16 protein-coding genes and 1 tRNA gene are annotated in these 15,347 nt (G+C 40.7%); 12 read left to right on the forward strand and 5 right to left on the reverse strand.

All coding sequences use genetic code 11. The annotated features are described in order from the left end of the window. The first annotated feature begins 553 nt into the window (after positions 1-553). Both D1136_RS10000 and mobB read left to right on the forward strand, forming a co-directional pair. Complete coding sequence (locus D1136_RS10000; RefSeq protein WP_161877495.1) at positions 554-1,051, forward strand: MobA protein; 498 nt, start codon at positions 554-556, stop codon at positions 1,049-1,051. Next, entirely contained in the window at positions 1,026-2,300 is a 1,275-nt protein-coding gene (mobB, locus tag D1136_RS10005) for a conjugal transfer protein MobB (protein ID WP_161877496.1), read from the forward strand. Before D1136_RS10000 ends, mobB begins: the two co-directional genes overlap by 26 nt. A gap of 304 nt (positions 2,301-2,604) precedes the next feature. On the opposite strand, the gene D1136_RS10010 is transcribed toward mobB, so the two are convergent. Continuing rightward, positions 2,605-2,850 carry a helix-turn-helix transcriptional regulator gene (locus tag D1136_RS10010; RefSeq protein ID WP_161877497.1) on the reverse strand — a complete coding sequence of 82 codons (246 nt, stop codon included), beginning with the start codon at positions 2,848-2,850 and terminating at the stop codon, positions 2,605-2,607. A gap of 144 nt (positions 2,851-2,994) precedes the next feature. On the opposite strand from D1136_RS10010, the gene D1136_RS10015 reads away from it, so the two are divergent. Both D1136_RS10015 and D1136_RS10020 read left to right on the forward strand, forming a co-directional pair. Beyond that, the gene (locus D1136_RS10015) at positions 2,995-3,489 is read left to right on the forward strand and encodes a hypothetical protein (RefSeq protein WP_161877498.1); all 495 of its coding nucleotides are present in this window, start codon (positions 2,995-2,997) and stop codon (positions 3,487-3,489) included. Beyond that, positions 3,489-4,553: a hypothetical protein gene (locus D1136_RS10020; RefSeq protein WP_161877499.1), complete on the forward strand. Its 1,065-nt coding sequence runs from the start codon at positions 3,489-3,491 to the stop codon at positions 4,551-4,553. The genes D1136_RS10015 and D1136_RS10020 overlap by 1 nt, the downstream gene beginning before the upstream one ends. A gap of 68 nt (positions 4,554-4,621) precedes the next feature. On the opposite strand, the gene D1136_RS10025 is transcribed toward D1136_RS10020, so the two are convergent. After that, positions 4,622-5,827: a site-specific integrase gene (locus D1136_RS10025; protein ID WP_202623108.1), complete on the reverse strand. Its 1,206-nt coding sequence runs from the start codon at positions 5,825-5,827 to the stop codon at positions 4,622-4,624. A 288-nt stretch (positions 5,828-6,115) separates the two neighbouring features. Further along, a tRNA-Asp gene (locus D1136_RS10030) sits at positions 6,116-6,189 on the reverse strand. Positions 6,190-6,895: 706 nt separating this feature from the next. Between D1136_RS10030 and D1136_RS10035 the strand changes: the two genes are divergently transcribed. From D1136_RS10035 to D1136_RS10050, 4 genes are all read left to right on the forward strand, one after another. Continuing rightward, positions 6,896-7,333: a PepSY-like domain-containing protein gene (locus tag D1136_RS10035; RefSeq protein WP_161877500.1), complete on the forward strand. Its 438-nt coding sequence runs from the start codon at positions 6,896-6,898 to the stop codon at positions 7,331-7,333. A gap of 220 nt (positions 7,334-7,553) precedes the next feature. After that, positions 7,554-8,444, forward strand: a complete 891-nt coding sequence (locus tag D1136_RS10040; RefSeq protein WP_161877501.1) for a DUF2156 domain-containing protein — start codon at positions 7,554-7,556, stop codon at positions 8,442-8,444. A 24-nt stretch (positions 8,445-8,468) separates the two neighbouring features. Continuing rightward, complete coding sequence (locus tag D1136_RS10045) at positions 8,469-9,518, forward strand: GNAT family N-acetyltransferase (RefSeq protein WP_161877502.1); 1,050 nt, start codon at positions 8,469-8,471, stop codon at positions 9,516-9,518. 188 nt (positions 9,519-9,706) lie between these two features. After that, positions 9,707-9,967 carry a hypothetical protein gene (locus tag D1136_RS10050; protein ID WP_161877503.1) on the forward strand — a complete coding sequence of 87 codons (261 nt, stop codon included), beginning with the start codon at positions 9,707-9,709 and terminating at the stop codon, positions 9,965-9,967. Between the two features lie 49 nt (positions 9,968-10,016). Here D1136_RS10050 and D1136_RS10055 read toward each other — a convergent pair whose 3' ends face one another. Then, positions 10,017-11,678: a putative transporter gene (locus D1136_RS10055; protein WP_161877504.1), complete on the reverse strand. Its 1,662-nt coding sequence runs from the start codon at positions 11,676-11,678 to the stop codon at positions 10,017-10,019. Positions 11,679-11,931: 253 nt separating this feature from the next. On the opposite strand from D1136_RS10055, the gene D1136_RS10060 reads away from it, so the two are divergent. The 3 genes from D1136_RS10060 to D1136_RS10070 all read left to right on the forward strand — a co-directional run bounded on the left by D1136_RS10060 (position 11,932) and on the right by D1136_RS10070 (position 13,755). Further along, on the forward strand, positions 11,932-12,693 hold the full coding sequence (locus tag D1136_RS10060) for a M23 family metallopeptidase (protein WP_161877505.1): 762 nt from the start codon (positions 11,932-11,934) through the stop codon (positions 12,691-12,693). Between the two features lie 10 nt (positions 12,694-12,703). Further along, positions 12,704-13,168, forward strand: a complete 465-nt coding sequence (locus tag D1136_RS10065; protein WP_161877506.1) for a YqaA family protein — start codon at positions 12,704-12,706, stop codon at positions 13,166-13,168. 83 nt (positions 13,169-13,251) lie between these two features. After that, positions 13,252-13,755 carry a YqaA family protein gene (locus D1136_RS10070; protein WP_161877507.1) on the forward strand — a complete coding sequence of 168 codons (504 nt, stop codon included), beginning with the start codon at positions 13,252-13,254 and terminating at the stop codon, positions 13,753-13,755. Here the strand turns inward: D1136_RS10070 and D1136_RS10075 are convergent. Beyond that, positions 13,752-14,342, reverse strand: coding sequence for a MarC family protein (locus D1136_RS10075; RefSeq protein WP_161877508.1), 591 nt, complete (start codon positions 14,340-14,342; stop codon positions 13,752-13,754). The genes D1136_RS10070 and D1136_RS10075 overlap by 4 nt on opposite strands. A 267-nt stretch (positions 14,343-14,609) precedes the next feature. On the opposite strand from D1136_RS10075, the gene D1136_RS10080 reads away from it, so the two are divergent. Further along, on the forward strand, positions 14,610-15,149 hold the full coding sequence (locus D1136_RS10080) for a DUF3332 domain-containing protein (RefSeq protein WP_161877509.1): 540 nt from the start codon (positions 14,610-14,612) through the stop codon (positions 15,147-15,149). Positions 15,150-15,347: the final 198 nt, after the last annotated feature.

Consider the following 15,347-nt stretch of genomic DNA (forward strand, 5'->3'; position numbering starts at 1 on the left):
TGGTAGCGGTTGGCACTGATTTCTTTATTGTATGCACCAACCGCCCAACGTACCAATAATCCGCCATTGGGTGATTACAACGTTGGGCGGGATATTGCAAGTATTCACAGTTTTTCCGTTGGTTGGTTTCACTCAACGCTCGTATATTGCAACCAACCATCCTTTATTGGTTCGTATGGTAATAAATAAGTGGAAGAATGTTACCAATTATTATATTTCCTCTCTAACTGGCAGCATTTGGCACAGGTTGGTCGTAGTTGGCACACCCGGAAAGCAAATCCCACAGCAATAAGCCCCCTAATTTTGTCTCCGAACGATAACACAGAGTGAAGGGTTTTCCTTCCTCCGCTTATCAGTTCATTGGTAATCCATCCTTTGGCGGATTTTATTAGCGTCAGCTAATAGCGAGTTGTATTTTGAGTGCCTCAAAATTCTTCGAGTGCCTCGAAACTCGCCCTCACAATTTGTTCGGGAAAGGGGTACTCCCAAGTCGTACCCCACATGAAATTAAGATAGAAATGACAATAAAATAGAAATGAAAAACAGAATGAAAATGAAGACTAAAAGTACAATTAAAACTAAAACCATGACCGATTTAAAACACACTACTACGCTCCAAACACCCGCATCCGGGAAAAGAAAAGTCGGTCGTCCACGCAAAGAAAACAAGAAAATCCACCGCGTGGCAGTCCGTTTTACCGCAGAAGAAAACATCCGGTTCCTCACCCTTTTTGAACGCTCCGGAAAGAAATCCCGCTCGGAATTCCTCGCGGATAAGGTGCTCAATACCCCCATGAAGATAATCCACTACGACAAAACCCTCCATGATTTCATTGTCAAGCTCAGTTCCTTTCCTGCACAAGTCAAGGCAATAGGCAACAACTACAATCAGGTCATGGACTACCTGTTTCAACATTTTGAGCGTAAAAAAGCACTCCGCCTGCTGTATCCCCTTGAACAGGCAATCATTGAATTGGTGAAAGCCAATCACGAACTGAAACAACAAATCCAGCAACTTCTCCAATATGATTGCGAAGATTACAGGCTGTAAATCCATCTACGGGGTTTTAAAATACAACGGGTTGAAAGCGGAGGACGGAAAGGCGGAAATTCTCCTGCAAAACAACATGCTTGAATCTCCCGACAATCGTTTTGACCTGGGACTATGTATGCGTTCCTTTGCCCCTTATCTCTTTGCCAACAGGCGGACGGAGAAACCTGTTATCCACATTTCCCTCAATCCCGACCCGAAAGACAAGGTAACGGACCGGGAATTATCGGAAATGGCACAAAGGTATATGGAGGAAATGGGATACGGCAACCAGCCGTATATCGTCTTTAAGCATGCCGATATAGACCGCCAGCACCTCCACGTTGTAAGTGTCCGGGTGGACGAAAGCGGAAAGAAGATAAAGAGCGACTTTGAGAACAGGCGTTCCATGGAGATATGCCGGAGGTTGGAACAGGAATACGGACTGCATGTGGCGGGCAAGGAAGAACGGACAGACACGCCCGAATTGAAGAAACTGGATTATCCGCGGGGAGACGTAAAACACCAGATTGGTAACATTGTAAAATACCTGTTTGAGCACTACCGTTTCCAGTCCTTCGGGGAGTTCCGCACCTTGCTGGAGTTGTTTAATGTGACGGTGGAGGAAGTGAAAGGAGCCGTTTACGGCAGACCTTACCACGGTTTACTCTATGTGGCTACGGATGACAACGGGAAACGGGTGGGAACACCTTTGAAATCTTCCCTGTTCGGAAAATCGGTGGGATGTGAGGCTTTGGAGGAGAGATTCAAAGAATCGGCACAGCTTATCCGGGAGGAACGGATTCGGGAGAAGCTGTACCTTATGTTAAAACAAGTGATGCCACAAGCCAGGAACAGGGAAGATTTTACAGAACAGCTAAAGGCAAAAGGCATCGGCGTGGTTTTCCGGGAGAATGAAAGCGGGAGGATTTACGGAGTGACGTTCATAGACCACGGGAGGCGGACTGTACTGAACGGTTCAAGGCTGGGGAAAGAGTTTGCTGCGAATGCGTTTCAGGAAAAATTTACGGAGAATCAGCAGACAGGAAGCGTAAATCTAATCTATGAAAATAAGGATTGGAATTACAGGCAGGCATATAATGGCAGCCAAAAAGCGGAAAGTATTGAAAGATGGCAGGAACATGAAACGGGAGGTTTGGGCGGTTTGTTGAATCTCCCATCGAATCCCGTTCCCGACTATGCGGAGCCGCTATGGATGGAAGAACAAAGGCGCAAGAGGAAGAAAAAGAAAAGAGGATGGAGGATGTGAGGGGGACGCAAAGAGACATTTTTATAACCTCTCTATTGGTTTGTAAAGAAAAGATTTTTGGTAAAATATTTTGGTATGTTCAGAGCATTTCTTATGTTTGCAACGAACGTCATAACTCAGAGAGGCAGGAACCTGCTTCTATCGTGTGGCAGGCATTTTTTTGCCTGTCACCTCATATACGGTTCCCCTCCCGTGGGTGTCCTGTAATAGGCACCCGGCTTCTCTGAGGTGACGTTCAACGGGTCAGGCGGAACCGTTTTTTCTGCCTTAAACATAGAAATGTTATGACACTGGTACGTTCACCCTAAAGCGACTTTTTATCGTTAATAGGATATTGAGGTAATAAATCCCATATTTTGCATTCAAATATTTTTGCTAATGCATCAATATGGTCTAAATTAAAAGCATCGTCAGTCTTTGGATTTTCCCTATTTGAAACGAAAGATGCGGAAAGGTTTATACAATCAGCTAAATACTGCTGGCTCCAATTTCTTTTATCTCTATATTCTTTAACCTTTTGGCTAACAAATAATTCAATAGCTGATTTCATAACCTTTATATTTTTACAAATAAAGGTTTTTTTTGGAAACAATTTACACACCTATATGTGTTGAAATAATATGTATAGGTATTGGAATATGTATTAAATCTCAAAAAATAAACCACAGTAATTAACCCATTTAATTGACAAAACATGAACCAAGAAGAAAATACCGTGTCCGTTAATGACACATTAAACGCCCCTCAAGTAACCGAGCAACCACGGTGCAAGGAAAAAACCGAGGTGAGAAAACATTATCTTCACCATCAGTTGCTATTCAATCCGGATGCCACGCCCGAACTATCCGACGACGCCTGGTTAATCAATTTCAAACGCCGGACCGAACGGTTTGCCGAAATGCTGGCATTTTTGGAGCGTTCGTGGGCAGAAGATATACCTGCCCTGCAAAAAGCCTGTTTCTCCTATCTTACCGGGGATAATATACCCCGCAAAGAGCGGCAGCAAGTCATCGAAGCGTGGACAAGCTGGTCCGATTTCCAGTTTACCCTTAACCGCTACCGGGGTTTGGCCTCCTTCTTTCTCAAATACTACCGGCGTATGCTACAGGAAACCGAAAGTCTGCTCAATGCGGCTTCTCCCGAAGTCTCTCCCGAATCACAAACCACGAATCAGGAAGGAGGTATATAATGGAAAACACAGAAAAACGTCCGGTTTCACCAGAGGCTATACAGCAAGAGCCGAAGAAAGAGCAGGAATTTAACCTGACACCCTCGGAATCCGTATTTTTCAGCCAATTGGAAAAAAGCCTGAAAAATCATGCTGCCGACATGACTGCCCCCAAACCGTTGGTAGTGCTTCATGACAGCTTCCGTCGTTTAGGCCGTCTCTTTATCTCTTTTGAGCGCCCGTGGCTTACTGATTGTGGCATCATACAAAAAGCCTGCGCGTGGTACCTTGCCAACGGCAAACCCGGCGAAGAGGAAAGCAAGCGTCTGATTGAAACATTGCACGGTTTTACCGTATCCGCCTGTCTGCTTTCGGAATGGAATGAGCTAACCCATAACATGCAGGCCTTTTTCCGGACCCAGGAAAAGGAATTAAAGCGGCTGTTTAATTACGAGCAGGAAAGGGAGCGGAAACACAAGGAACGGGAGGAGCGTTTGGCGGCCGAAGGCACGGGATATTGCCTGACCATCGGTGACGGAGAAATCTACGGGCTGCTTTATCCTCAGATAAAAGAACTTTACAAAACGATGGAACGGTTTATCGAAAGGGAAAAATCACCATTCCAATGTAAGATGAAAGACTATGACGGATATGGCATCAGTATCAGCAAGAATATTGATTTATACGGGGATGAAAACCATTTCCACGTTAATTACAGCCTTGGCGACTTACATGCGGATTCAGAGGGTATCCCTGCCGGACAAATGCAAAGGATGGCCTGTATCATATCGGATTTCCTGAAAGTGTTCGGGGAAAATGGGGATAAAAGGGTATGTTGGGACATTGCAGACTACCCCCAAGAATCACAACCCGATATTACATTTGAAATAAAGGAAGACGGCAGGCTGCCCGCTATCAGAACTATACCGTGGATAAGTAAACGCATTTCTCAGGAAGAGGGCGGGGAAACGGAGATAGAATATTGTATTGATGTGAACGAAACCCATTCCGAGGAATTGACATTCGGGGAGTTTGTGGCGGTGTACCGGAAATTGGGGGAGTTTCTCAATAACCAGCCCTTATAAGGCAGAAGTGTAGAAAATCAGAAGGCGGATAGGAAATTTCCCGCCTTCTGATTCTTCATTCTGACACATCATACCGCATTTTCCAGCGCCGTTTCCACCAACTTCATTTCCTCTTTCACTTTAGAATTCAGGATGCGGGCATAAATCTGCGTCGTGGTAATCTTCGTATGTCCCAGCATTTTACTCACGCTTTCCATACTTACCCCCTTACTCAACGTGATAGTCGTCGCAAACGTATGGCGGGCAAGGTGATAGCTTAGATTCTTCTGAATCCCGCACAAATCTGCAATCTCCTTGAGATACGCATTAACCTTTTGATTGGTGGAAATGGGGATAAGGGAATCCCCGGGAACACGCCCCTTGTATTTCTCAATGATAACTTCCGGAATTTTCAACAAAGGCACTTCCACCAGCGTATCGGTTTTCTGCCGTCGTGTCTGTATCCATTTTTCCCCGTTGATGGTGACGATATTATGCTGCTTCAGATTGCAGACATCAATATAGGCCAACCCAGTATAACAGGCAAAAATGAAAGCATCCCTTACTTTCTCCAGTCTAGCAACATTTAATTCCTTGTTCCAGATAGCATCCACTTCCGCTTGCGTCAAATATCCCCTGTCTACCTTCTGGCTTCCGATGACGAAATTATCAAAAGGGTCTGTTTTTATCCAGTTATTTCTCTTGGCAATCAGAATGACCGAATGAAACCGCTGTAAAAACTTCGCCCTTGTATTCTTTCCGTAATCATACTTTTGAATAAGGAAGTTTTCAAAATCCACGACAAATATATTCTTGATATCCCGGAGGGGGATATCAAGAATATTGTACCTGCTTTTCATAAACTCCTTCACTCTGCGAAAAGTAATCTCATACTTATCATAGGTAGCTTTTGCCATGCCCTTACCGACAATATTTTTCAGATTGTCCAAATGTCTCTGGAAAAGTACCATTAAAGTCGTTTGTTTATCGGTAACGCCTAAAAACGAATCGCGTACTTTCTCTGGGGTCGGTGTTTCTTCGAGAGCGATTTCATGAAAATGGTTTTGAATAGAATACTTGATATTAGCTAACAGCGTGTTGAACTTTCTTGTCTGATTCCCGTTTCCGGTAGCTTCCTGCTTCTTTGAATTCCACAGTTCCGGCTCAATATCCAGTTTGGAATTGAACTGCACCATCTTTCCGTTGATAGTCACCCGAATCATGATGGGGGCTTTTTTCTCCTTGTTCAGATAATTCTTTCTGATGTAGAAAAGCGTTTTAAAAGTACTGCTCATAATTTTTTCATTTAAACTCCTTTGATAAACGAGGGGACAAAGGAAGGATTAACGACTAAAATCAGGGCAGACATTTGAGAGACAAGAAGTATAAAATCAGATGTTTAACTCAAAAATCGTTACAATTTTTCTCACTCCTTTTTCTGTAACGAATTTGTAACTGCACTTTGTCTTTTCGGGGCATTTTTGTGACTTCCGTAGTTTTCTGAAGGGCAATAAAAAAGCACGTAATCTGTTGAATATTACGTGCTTTGTCCGCTTTTGTCAACCTATTGTCTTGACTCTCAGCGGTGCGGACGGGACTCGAACCCGCGACCCCAGGCGTGACAGGCCTGTATTCTAACCAGCTGAACTACCGCACCAAAAACTGTTTTAAGAACAGGCGAAATCCATACTCTTTGGTTGATTCCGGATGCAAAGGTAGGACTTTATCTTAAAACACCAAATATATAAAGCTTATTTTTTTAAATTCTTTGTTTGTTGCATAAATTTTCCTTCTAACCTTCCGGTCTTGCTCTCCAGCCGTGTAAAAATAAAGATACTGATTCAGCCCCAAGGGCCCCGTTTCGGTTTACCGGTAATAAGTTCCAGAGCCAGGCTAACATGGAATCTCTGATCTCACCCAAAGAGTAAACAGAAAACAAAAATATTTATATACATCTTTACACATAACCCATAATTCTTTCTTCCGTTACACAACGTTGAAAGGATATATCAACACAAAGGGAATGAAACTGTGCTGACGGACTATGGGAGCGGTGTCCGGAGGATTCTGTTAACTGCTTAGAACGGCTGCCCGAGTTCCTCGAAAGCAGTAAAGGAACGGCTTACAAAGGCAGTCCAGACAACCGGCACCTCAGTTCAAATACATGAACCGAATAAAAGAATACCAACATGCAGTGGCATGATACATATAATACTATTCTTATTTAACGCCAGTTATTTATTTATAAAAATAAATAATATTTACATGAATTATGCCTTTTTTATGAGGGAAAAACGTACATTATTCAAAAATCTTCATTAATTTGAAAATTATTTTGAAGTATAAACCTTAAATAAATTGCCATGAAAAAGCTCATTACATTTAGTATCTGTCTATTCGCTATTCTCGGATTTGCCAAAGCAGACAATGACAAACCGATTTCCTGGAATGAATTACCACAAAAATCCCAGGAATTCATCAAAAAGTATTTCCCCAAAAATGAAGTCTCTTTTGCAAAAATGGAAAATGAAATATGGGATAAAACATACGAGGTAGTATTTACCAACGGAGAAAAAATTGAATTTAACAACAAAGGAGAGTGGAAAGAAATAGACTGCAAACTTTCCTCCATACCGGACGCGTTAATTCCTGCTGCCATAAAAAAACACATAACGGAGCAATTCCCTCAAAATAAAGTTGTAGAAATAGAAAGAGACAGCAAAGGTTATGAGATTAAACTGGACAATAAGCTGGAATTAAAATACACGCCCACTTTCCAATTGAAAGAAATCGACGATTAATAATCGTCTCCGATATTCTATTATTTTCCCGGAATAATTCCGGGATTTTTTATGTCTTTATTTTATAAACATTTTCAAATCAATTCCGTTTTCTCTCCTAAAACACCTAATCTGAATCAAGAAAATAAACTTATTTCACAATTATATAAAAAATCCACATCAAAAAAATATGGAAGCAACAAAAAATAAAATACATTCGCAACCAGAAACCAGAATGTATATGACAACATTCAGCCCTATCACAATACAAGATAAAGACCTAATCACTTCCTATATATACCATTCAGAATCAAAAGATTGTGAACTCTCTTTTGCAAACCTGTGCAGTTGGCATTTCATGACAGAATCCAGTTTTGCGATTATAAACCACCAATTAGTCATTCGCTTTCTTCATCCTGAAGGGTTTCATGAATACTTCCTGCCCATAGGTCAGGAAAATCCGCTCCCCGCTATCAAGGAATTAGAAAAACAGGCGGCAGCAGAAAATGCCCCGCTCGTTTTCCGGGGAATCCTTCCCGAGCTAAAGGATAAATTGGAAGCTTTTTATCCACATGCATTTGAATATAAGAGTGACCGCAATTATTTTGATTACATTTATAAAAGACAAGACCTGGCCGAACTCAAGGGGAAAAATTATCAGCCCAAACGTAATCATGTCAATAAATTCAGAAAAGCCTATGAATTTAACTATGTGCCTTTAACTGCTGAATCCGTACCTGAATGTTTACAATTCGAAGCGGAATGGTGTATGAAACACGGATATATCGAAAATGAAAATATCCGGAACGAACGGCGTGCACTGACTTTTGCTTTACACCATTTCGAAACCTTAGGGTTAACCGGAGCTATTATCCGTACAGAAGACAAATTAGCCGCCTTTACTTTTGGAGCTCCTATTTCTCAAGAAACGTTCGGAGTACACTATGAAAAAGCAGATATTCACATTGACGGTATTTACAGTGCAATCAACCAACTGTTTGCAGCTAACCTGCCAGAACAATATATCTACTTGAATCGTGAAGAGGACCTGGGAATACCGGGATTAAGACAGGCCAAATTATCATACCATCCTACAATTCTGCTGGAAAAAGCAAGGGCTATAAAAAAGTAAGTTATGGGGAAAAAACAGCAAATCATGGAATTATGGAAGCAAAATTTTCAAGATCCGGAAGATTTCATCCAATTCTATTTCAAGAAGAAATACAGCAACGAAAATGCTTTGGTATATGAAGAAAACCACAAGCCTGTCTCTTCCCTCCTCCTGCTACCATACCCTATGTCCTGGCTCAAAACAGTTATCCTTACCTCTTACATCTCAGGAGCATGCACCTGTCAGGAGGCCCGCAACCAAGGCTATATGACTCTTTTGCTCAAAGAAGCACTCACCAAGATGAACAAAGCAGGAGTGATTCTCAGCACTCTTATTCCCGCAGAAGACTGTTTATTTGAATATTACAACAAGTTGGGATATGCCAGCGTCTTTGACTACTCAACCGAAATATATGTGCCTGACAGTATTCCTCACGATTTTTCTTTTCAAGTCACCAGTCCAACAACTTTTCATCCTGAATTCACTACTGCAACCTATCGTTTTTTCAGCCAAGCGATGGAGCACAGAATTTGTTGTATACAACATTCCTATGAAGATTATATGGCTATTATCGAAGAAGCTTACTTATGCGGAGGACGTTTGCTAACCATTTCCCGAAACCAGGAAATAAAAGGATGGGCCTTAGCAATCCCCGAAGCAAATCACACCTTCATCAAAGAAATCCTCTGGGAAAACGAATCATGCAAAAAGGCACTGCTGAAACAAGTTTTTAACATATGGCCGGACAAACCTATCATTTGTAAACTCCCACCCTACGGTCTCCATCACCACAGTTACGGAATGGCCCGCATTATTAACGCCCAACAAATGCTAAAGCAAGTTTCCAAACAAAACCCAGGCCTAACCCTTACCATCAAAATAGATGATCCCCAACTTTCATTCAATACAGGAATTTACAAACTCTCCCAAGGAGAATGCCAAAAGATAAAACCGACTGGTACAACTACAGATGCCGAAACGGATATTCCCACACTAACCCAAGCCCTCCTGGGATACCATCCGGAACAGCTTCCTTTTCCTCTGAATCATTTAGCTCCTGCCCAACAACCCTATATGAATCTAATGTTAGATTAAAATCCTTGTTTCCACAAACCTTTTCACAGTACTCCTGCGTATAACTTCCCGAACAACAGATTTTACCCAAACCTGCTGCCTTACAACATTAGGCATTAAATTTCCCCTTTTCCTGTTTCAGGAAAAACCGGAAATCCGTTTTCAGTAAAATCGGTTTACCGGAAATTAACTATAAAACAAAAAATATCATGGAAAAAGAAAGACCTATTCCCCGCATCTATCCGGAGGTATCCATCGGAAACTGGGTTATCACCCTTATTATACTCGCTATTCCCTTAGTGAATATCATTATGTTATTCGTTTGGGCCTTTAACCGGAACACCAATATCACCAAAGCCAACTGGGCCAAAGCAACCTTAATCTTACTGGCCGTATGGATTGTTTTAGGGTTGTTGTTCGGTTCACATATTATGCACTGGTTTTACCAGGGCTACCCTATGGGATATTAATACTTTCACACTTAAGTCTGTTCCCCTCAAACTACCCCAGGGAACAGGCTTATAAAAACAACATAAGCAATAGTTGGGCTATAATCACCCTGACAAACATACACAAAGGATAAACAGTCGCATAAGAAACAGCAGGATTATCTCCTTCCACTGTTGCATTTACATAATTCAATGCCATCGGATTAGCCATACTTCCACACAACATGCCTGCCAAGGAACCGAAATCAATTTTCATGGCTTTTAAAGCAAAAATGGCAACTAACATAACAGGTAGAATGGTAATAGCAAATCCTAAAACAATCCACAACAGACCTTCAGGCCGAAAAACCGTCTCAAAAAAATGTACTCCGGCATCCAATCCGAGACAAGCCAGATAGATAGACAATCCCAACCCTCTGAGCATCAGGTTTGCACTACGGGTCGTATAAGTAACCATATGGAAACGCGGTCCGAAAGCCCCCATTAAAATTCCCACAACAATAGGTCCGCCAGCCAAGCCCAACTGTACCGGGAACTCTACTCCGGGAATTGAGAAAGGAATTGCTCCGACTGCAAGCCCCAACACAATACCGATAAAAACCGCAATCAAATTGGGTTCTTTCAAACTAATCAACCGATTGCCCAAAACCCTCTCTACATTGCTTATGGCTGCAGCTTCCCCCACCACTATTAATTTATCACCCAATTGCAGTATCAGCTCAGGGGTAGCTAACAGTTGAACTCCAGCCCGGTAAATACGAGTAATATTTATACCATAATTATTCCGTAACCTTAATGTTCCCAATTTTTTTCCATTAATTTCCGCACGCGTCACTACAATCTGCTGAGATATCAGCTGGCTATCAATAGCATTCCAATCAATATCTTTTTTGTTCCAATCTACATTCTCCTCTTCTCCAAAAAGGATTTTCATCGCTTCTTCGTCAGCTTCAGTAGTAATCACCAATAAACGGTCTCCCTGGTGCAAAACAGTATCTGAAGTTGGAATAGTTACTTTCCCTTCCCTCCACAAACGAGAAATGACAAAAGAATGAGTAGCCAAACGGGCCACTTCTTTAACACTTTTCCCAAAAATACCGGGATTACAAACCTCAAAACCGGCAATGAAAGTCTGCTTGCTTTTGTCATCTGCAACAATAACTTCTTTTGTCTTCTTAGGAAACATTTTTCTTAAAACAATCACTGCTAAAATAACTCCTACAACTCCCAATGGATAAGTAACAGCACACCCTAATGCAGGGTCAGCAGCATCTATATGCATCTGCTTCAATGTCTGCTGGGCAGCCCCCAGAGCAGGAGTATTGGTAACAGCACCACTTAATATGCCTACCATATCCGGCAAAGATACACCAGTCAGGACATGAAAAACTAAAGTCATAACGGTACCCACCAAGATAACTGCCATAGCCAAAAAGTTCAAAGTCATTCCTCCCTTCCGGAAAGATCCAAAAAATCCAGGCCCAACCTGTAACCCCAAGGCATAGACAAACAAAATCAAACCAAAACTTTCAGCATAGTTTAACATCTGAGAGTCTATAGAGAAACCCAAATGCCCGGCAGCAATGCCGGCAAAAAAAACAAAAGTCACTCCTAAGGAAACTCCGCAAACACTAATTTTACCTAATAACAAACCTATTGCTGAAATCAGGGCAATCACAACAACAGCTTGAATAACAGTATGCTCAACCAAAATACTATTTAACCATTCCATTTCTGAACACTTAATATCCTCTCTTGTTACTTCTTTCAAAAGCCAGGCAAAGGTAGTACAAATAAAACTAAAAGATAAGCAAGAAAGAAGGTAAAATAAGGAGCAAATATAAATTTCTCCGGAAACGTTACCATGTTAAAATTAGTTGTAAAACAAGGAGTTTCACTAATGAAAGCAACTTAATATATTATATTTGCGTAGCAAAAACATTACTATAAATAATGTTGCATATTCATTCACCTAAACAGATTACATGGGATTTATTCAACGAACACGAACCATCATTTGTATAATAGTAGTCATTTTCTGCTCCTGCTCACGCCGCACTACTATCCCTACTCAATTATCCTATACCCCTCCACCTGTTTTTAATCTTCCAGACAGCCTGCTTTCAGACTTAGAAATTGATTTTGCTTTTTATCAGACCCAGCCGGCAAAATTTTACGAACCCATACTGGAACTCCGGGATTCATTTTCCTCGGTAGAAAAACACATCGTCGGCCTTTCCCATGAAGAACTATTCGCACGCAGGCAGGAATTGGTACTTGACCTGAAAAATATTCCGGAAGAAGCTTTTGTTTTTCCCCTTCCCGGAGCCCGTTTATTATCCCCTTTCGGACGCCGCAACGGTCGGATGCATACCGGCATGGATTTAAAAATCAATTGTCAGGACACCGTAGTAGCTGCTTTTGACGGAGTGGTACGTATGGCAAACTGGAGTCGTGGATACGGTAACGTCATCGTTATCCGTCATTACAACGGTTTAGAAACCGTTTATGCCCATAATTCGAAACACCTGGTCCACTCCGGAGACCATATCACAGCCGGCACTCCCATTTGTCTTACCGGAGAAACCGGACGAGCCACCACAGACCATGTACACTTTGAAATTCGGGTAAACGGTAAACCCATCGACCCTACCCTTTTGATTAATTTTGAGAATCAGTCTCTTCATCGTAAATGTCTGGTTTTCACTCCTGAAGCTCAAGGGAATATACGGATAGAAATCGTATAATCCCAACGTCATGAATTCATTCATAGAATTAGGGTATTGGGGCTTATTCCTGGGATCTTTTTTAGCATCAACCCTCATTCCCATGAGTGCAGACGTGCTCTTGATAGGTACACTCGCTTTAGGCGGAAACCCCTGGATCTGTCTGCTTATAGCCACTATGGGCAATTGGTTAGGAGGACTCACATCCTATTGGCTTGGACGGATTGGAAAATGGGAATGGATAGAACGGTGGCTGAAAGTAAAAGAAGAAAAACTTCTCCAGCAGAAAAAAAACATAGACCGGTACGGAATATGGCTGGCTTTATTTACCTGGTTACCCATTGCTGGTGACCTATTTGCTATTGCCCTCGGATTTTATAAAGTTAATCCATGGCTTTCTGCCATTTATATGCTAATCGGTCGTTTAGGCCGTTTCTTGGTCTGGATTTTTCTATATCTTCACTTTGCAGAACGCTTCTTTCCCCACATATCCTGAAATGTTTTCCGATATTTTCAGAATTTATTTTCAAAACAAACCTTCAGCTTGTTCATTCGTACACCTGTATGAAAGATTATATGATGGATTACGATTCAATTTTTATTCTACTCACTCCTCCTAACTGGACAAGCTACGGATATTTAGGCCTATTTGCCGGCTGTTTCTTTTCCGCCCTTTTCATTCCCCTGGGAGCCGATGTTTTATACGTACTCCTGCTCTCCAAAGGATTTAATCCCTGGACTTGCCTAACCATTGCCTCTATCGCAGGATGGTTGGGTGGATTAGTTATTTATGAAATAGGCCATGCCGGCAATACCAACCGAATAAAAAAATTCTTCCACATTAAAGAGGAACAATTAGTAAAACAAAAAAAATGGATTGTAAAATATGGCAGCTTTCTGGCCTTGTTTGTATGGGTTCCGGTATTGGGTGACATTTCTAACGTTGCCCTTGGATTTTACCACACCAACCGTACCCGTACCTTTATTTATATGTTTATCGGACGTATGTTCCGTTTTCTGTTCTGGACAATTTTGTATCTGATTTATGCCAACCGCCTGATAAAATTTATAGATAAAATCTAAAAACTTCCGATCAGAGAAGTCAGATTTCCGGTCAACAAACGGACTGCAATAGCCAACAAAATGATACCAAAAAATTTACGCATAACATAAATACCACTTTTCCCAAATAAACGTTCCACGTAATAAACATACCGAAGCACAATCCAAACCACCAGCATATTCAAAGCAACAGCAATAATAATATTCAAAATATTGTACTCTGCCCGCAAAGAAAGTAAAGTAGTAAAGGAAGCTGCACCTGCTATCAAAGGAAATACCAAAGGAACTATCGTTGCCGAACCGCAGGGACTATCATTCTTAAATATTTCAATACCAAAAATCATCTCCACCGCAAGCACCAATAATACCAAAGCTCCTGCTACCGCAAAAGAAGATATGTCTACATTAAACAATCCCAATAAAGCTTGTCCCAGAAACAAAAAAGATACTAAAATTACAAAAGATATAATAGCAGCTTTTCCTGCTTCTATTTTCTGATTATTCTCCCGTAAACTGACAATAATAGGTATCGCACCTAAAATATCAATGACAGCAAAAAGAACCATAAAAGCACTAATGATTTCCTTAAAACTAAAATAAACTGACATATCACTATATTTAAAAAGAATTATCCTGAATTCAAAACAAAAAAATGTTTCAAATACAACAATATTCATTTGAATTGTTGTATTTTCCACGCAAATTTACAATTATTTATAATTTATCTCTTCTTTCTAAAAAAACATTCTACACTTTATTAAAAAATTTCCCTACGTAAAAGAAAAAATAGAAGTTGCATATTTCCATCAAAAATTATATTTTTACAACATACTTATAATATATTTATATTTTTTATATAATAAAAAGAATTGATTATGAGAAAGTTTATTACAAAAACTACTGTTGCAGTATTATTGGGAGCTACAGCTGTTTCCATGACAGGATGCTATGGTTCATTTGCCTTAACCAGTAAATTACATGACTGGAACGGTCAGGTATCTCAAAAAAAGTTTGTAAACGAACTGGTATTTTTAGGTTTATGCATTTTACCCGCCTATGAATTAACAGTATTGGGTGACGGATTAATTTTTAATTCAATCGAGTTTTGGGGAGAAAAAAATCCCATTGCTATGAAATCGGGAGAAGTAGAAGAATCCACCATCCTGCACGAAGGACAGATATACAAAATCACCAAAAGTAAAAACAATATGTCTGTTGCCTACCAGGACGTACAGGTAGATTTCCAATATTTTCCCAAAGAAAAAGCTTGGTATCAAATGAATGGAGAGACTAAAATCAAAGTAGTTGACTTGAAAAAAGATAAAGTTTTTACCTATTTGCCTAATAATAAGACAATGGTTTTTGACCAGGCTAATATTGATCAGGTTGAATCTCAGATCATGGCCAACAGATAATCTTTTGCAATTACCTCAAAAAGTTTATCTTATAAAATCTTCAATAAAAAGCTATCTGAAAACAGATAGCTTTTTTATAAACATATATCAATCTATTCCCTCACTCTTGAATCCAGCCCTGCGGCAATATCCCCCTCCACTGCCCCCTCCATGCATCCGTACTAACGGTACGCCAACACAAATACATTCCACTTACGT

Source organism: Odoribacter sp. Z80, from assembly GCF_009935865.1.
Lineage (GTDB): Bacteria > Bacteroidota > Bacteroidia > Bacteroidales > Marinifilaceae > Odoribacter.

What these genes read in the sequence shown, in the direction of transcription:
- D1136_RS10075 (WP_161877508.1), bottom strand. Translation starts at nt 14,342, where the DNA reads ATGTCAGTTTATTTTAGTTTTAAGGAAATCATTAGTGCTTTTATGGTT.
- D1136_RS10010 (WP_161877497.1), bottom strand. Translation starts at nt 2,850, where the DNA reads ATGAAATCAGCTATTGAATTATTTGTTAGCCAAAAGGTTAAAGAATAT.
- D1136_RS10035 (WP_161877500.1), top strand. Translation starts at nt 6,896, where the DNA reads ATGAAAAAGCTCATTACATTTAGTATCTGTCTATTCGCTATTCTCGGA.
- mobB (WP_161877496.1), top strand. Translation starts at nt 1,026, where the DNA reads ATGATTGCGAAGATTACAGGCTGTAAATCCATCTACGGGGTTTTAAAA.
- D1136_RS10080 (WP_161877509.1), top strand. Translation starts at nt 14,610, where the DNA reads ATGAGAAAGTTTATTACAAAAACTACTGTTGCAGTATTATTGGGAGCT.
- D1136_RS10050 (WP_161877503.1), top strand. Translation starts at nt 9,707, where the DNA reads ATGGAAAAAGAAAGACCTATTCCCCGCATCTATCCGGAGGTATCCATC.
- D1136_RS10020 (WP_161877499.1), top strand. Translation starts at nt 3,489, where the DNA reads ATGGAAAACACAGAAAAACGTCCGGTTTCACCAGAGGCTATACAGCAA.
- D1136_RS10025 (WP_202623108.1), bottom strand. Translation starts at nt 5,827, where the DNA reads ATGAGCAGTACTTTTAAAACGCTTTTCTACATCAGAAAGAATTATCTG.
- D1136_RS10065 (WP_161877506.1), top strand. Translation starts at nt 12,704, where the DNA reads ATGAATTCATTCATAGAATTAGGGTATTGGGGCTTATTCCTGGGATCT.
- D1136_RS10060 (WP_161877505.1), top strand. Translation starts at nt 11,932, where the DNA reads ATGGGATTTATTCAACGAACACGAACCATCATTTGTATAATAGTAGTC.
- D1136_RS10055 (WP_161877504.1), bottom strand. Translation starts at nt 11,678, where the DNA reads ATGGAATGGTTAAATAGTATTTTGGTTGAGCATACTGTTATTCAAGCT.
- D1136_RS10000 (WP_161877495.1), top strand. Translation starts at nt 554, where the DNA reads ATGAAGACTAAAAGTACAATTAAAACTAAAACCATGACCGATTTAAAA.
- D1136_RS10040 (WP_161877501.1), top strand. Translation starts at nt 7,554, where the DNA reads ATGACAACATTCAGCCCTATCACAATACAAGATAAAGACCTAATCACT.
- D1136_RS10015 (WP_161877498.1), top strand. Translation starts at nt 2,995, where the DNA reads ATGAACCAAGAAGAAAATACCGTGTCCGTTAATGACACATTAAACGCC.
- D1136_RS10070 (WP_161877507.1), top strand. Translation starts at nt 13,252, where the DNA reads ATGGATTACGATTCAATTTTTATTCTACTCACTCCTCCTAACTGGACA.
- D1136_RS10045 (WP_161877502.1), top strand. Translation starts at nt 8,469, where the DNA reads ATGGAATTATGGAAGCAAAATTTTCAAGATCCGGAAGATTTCATCCAA.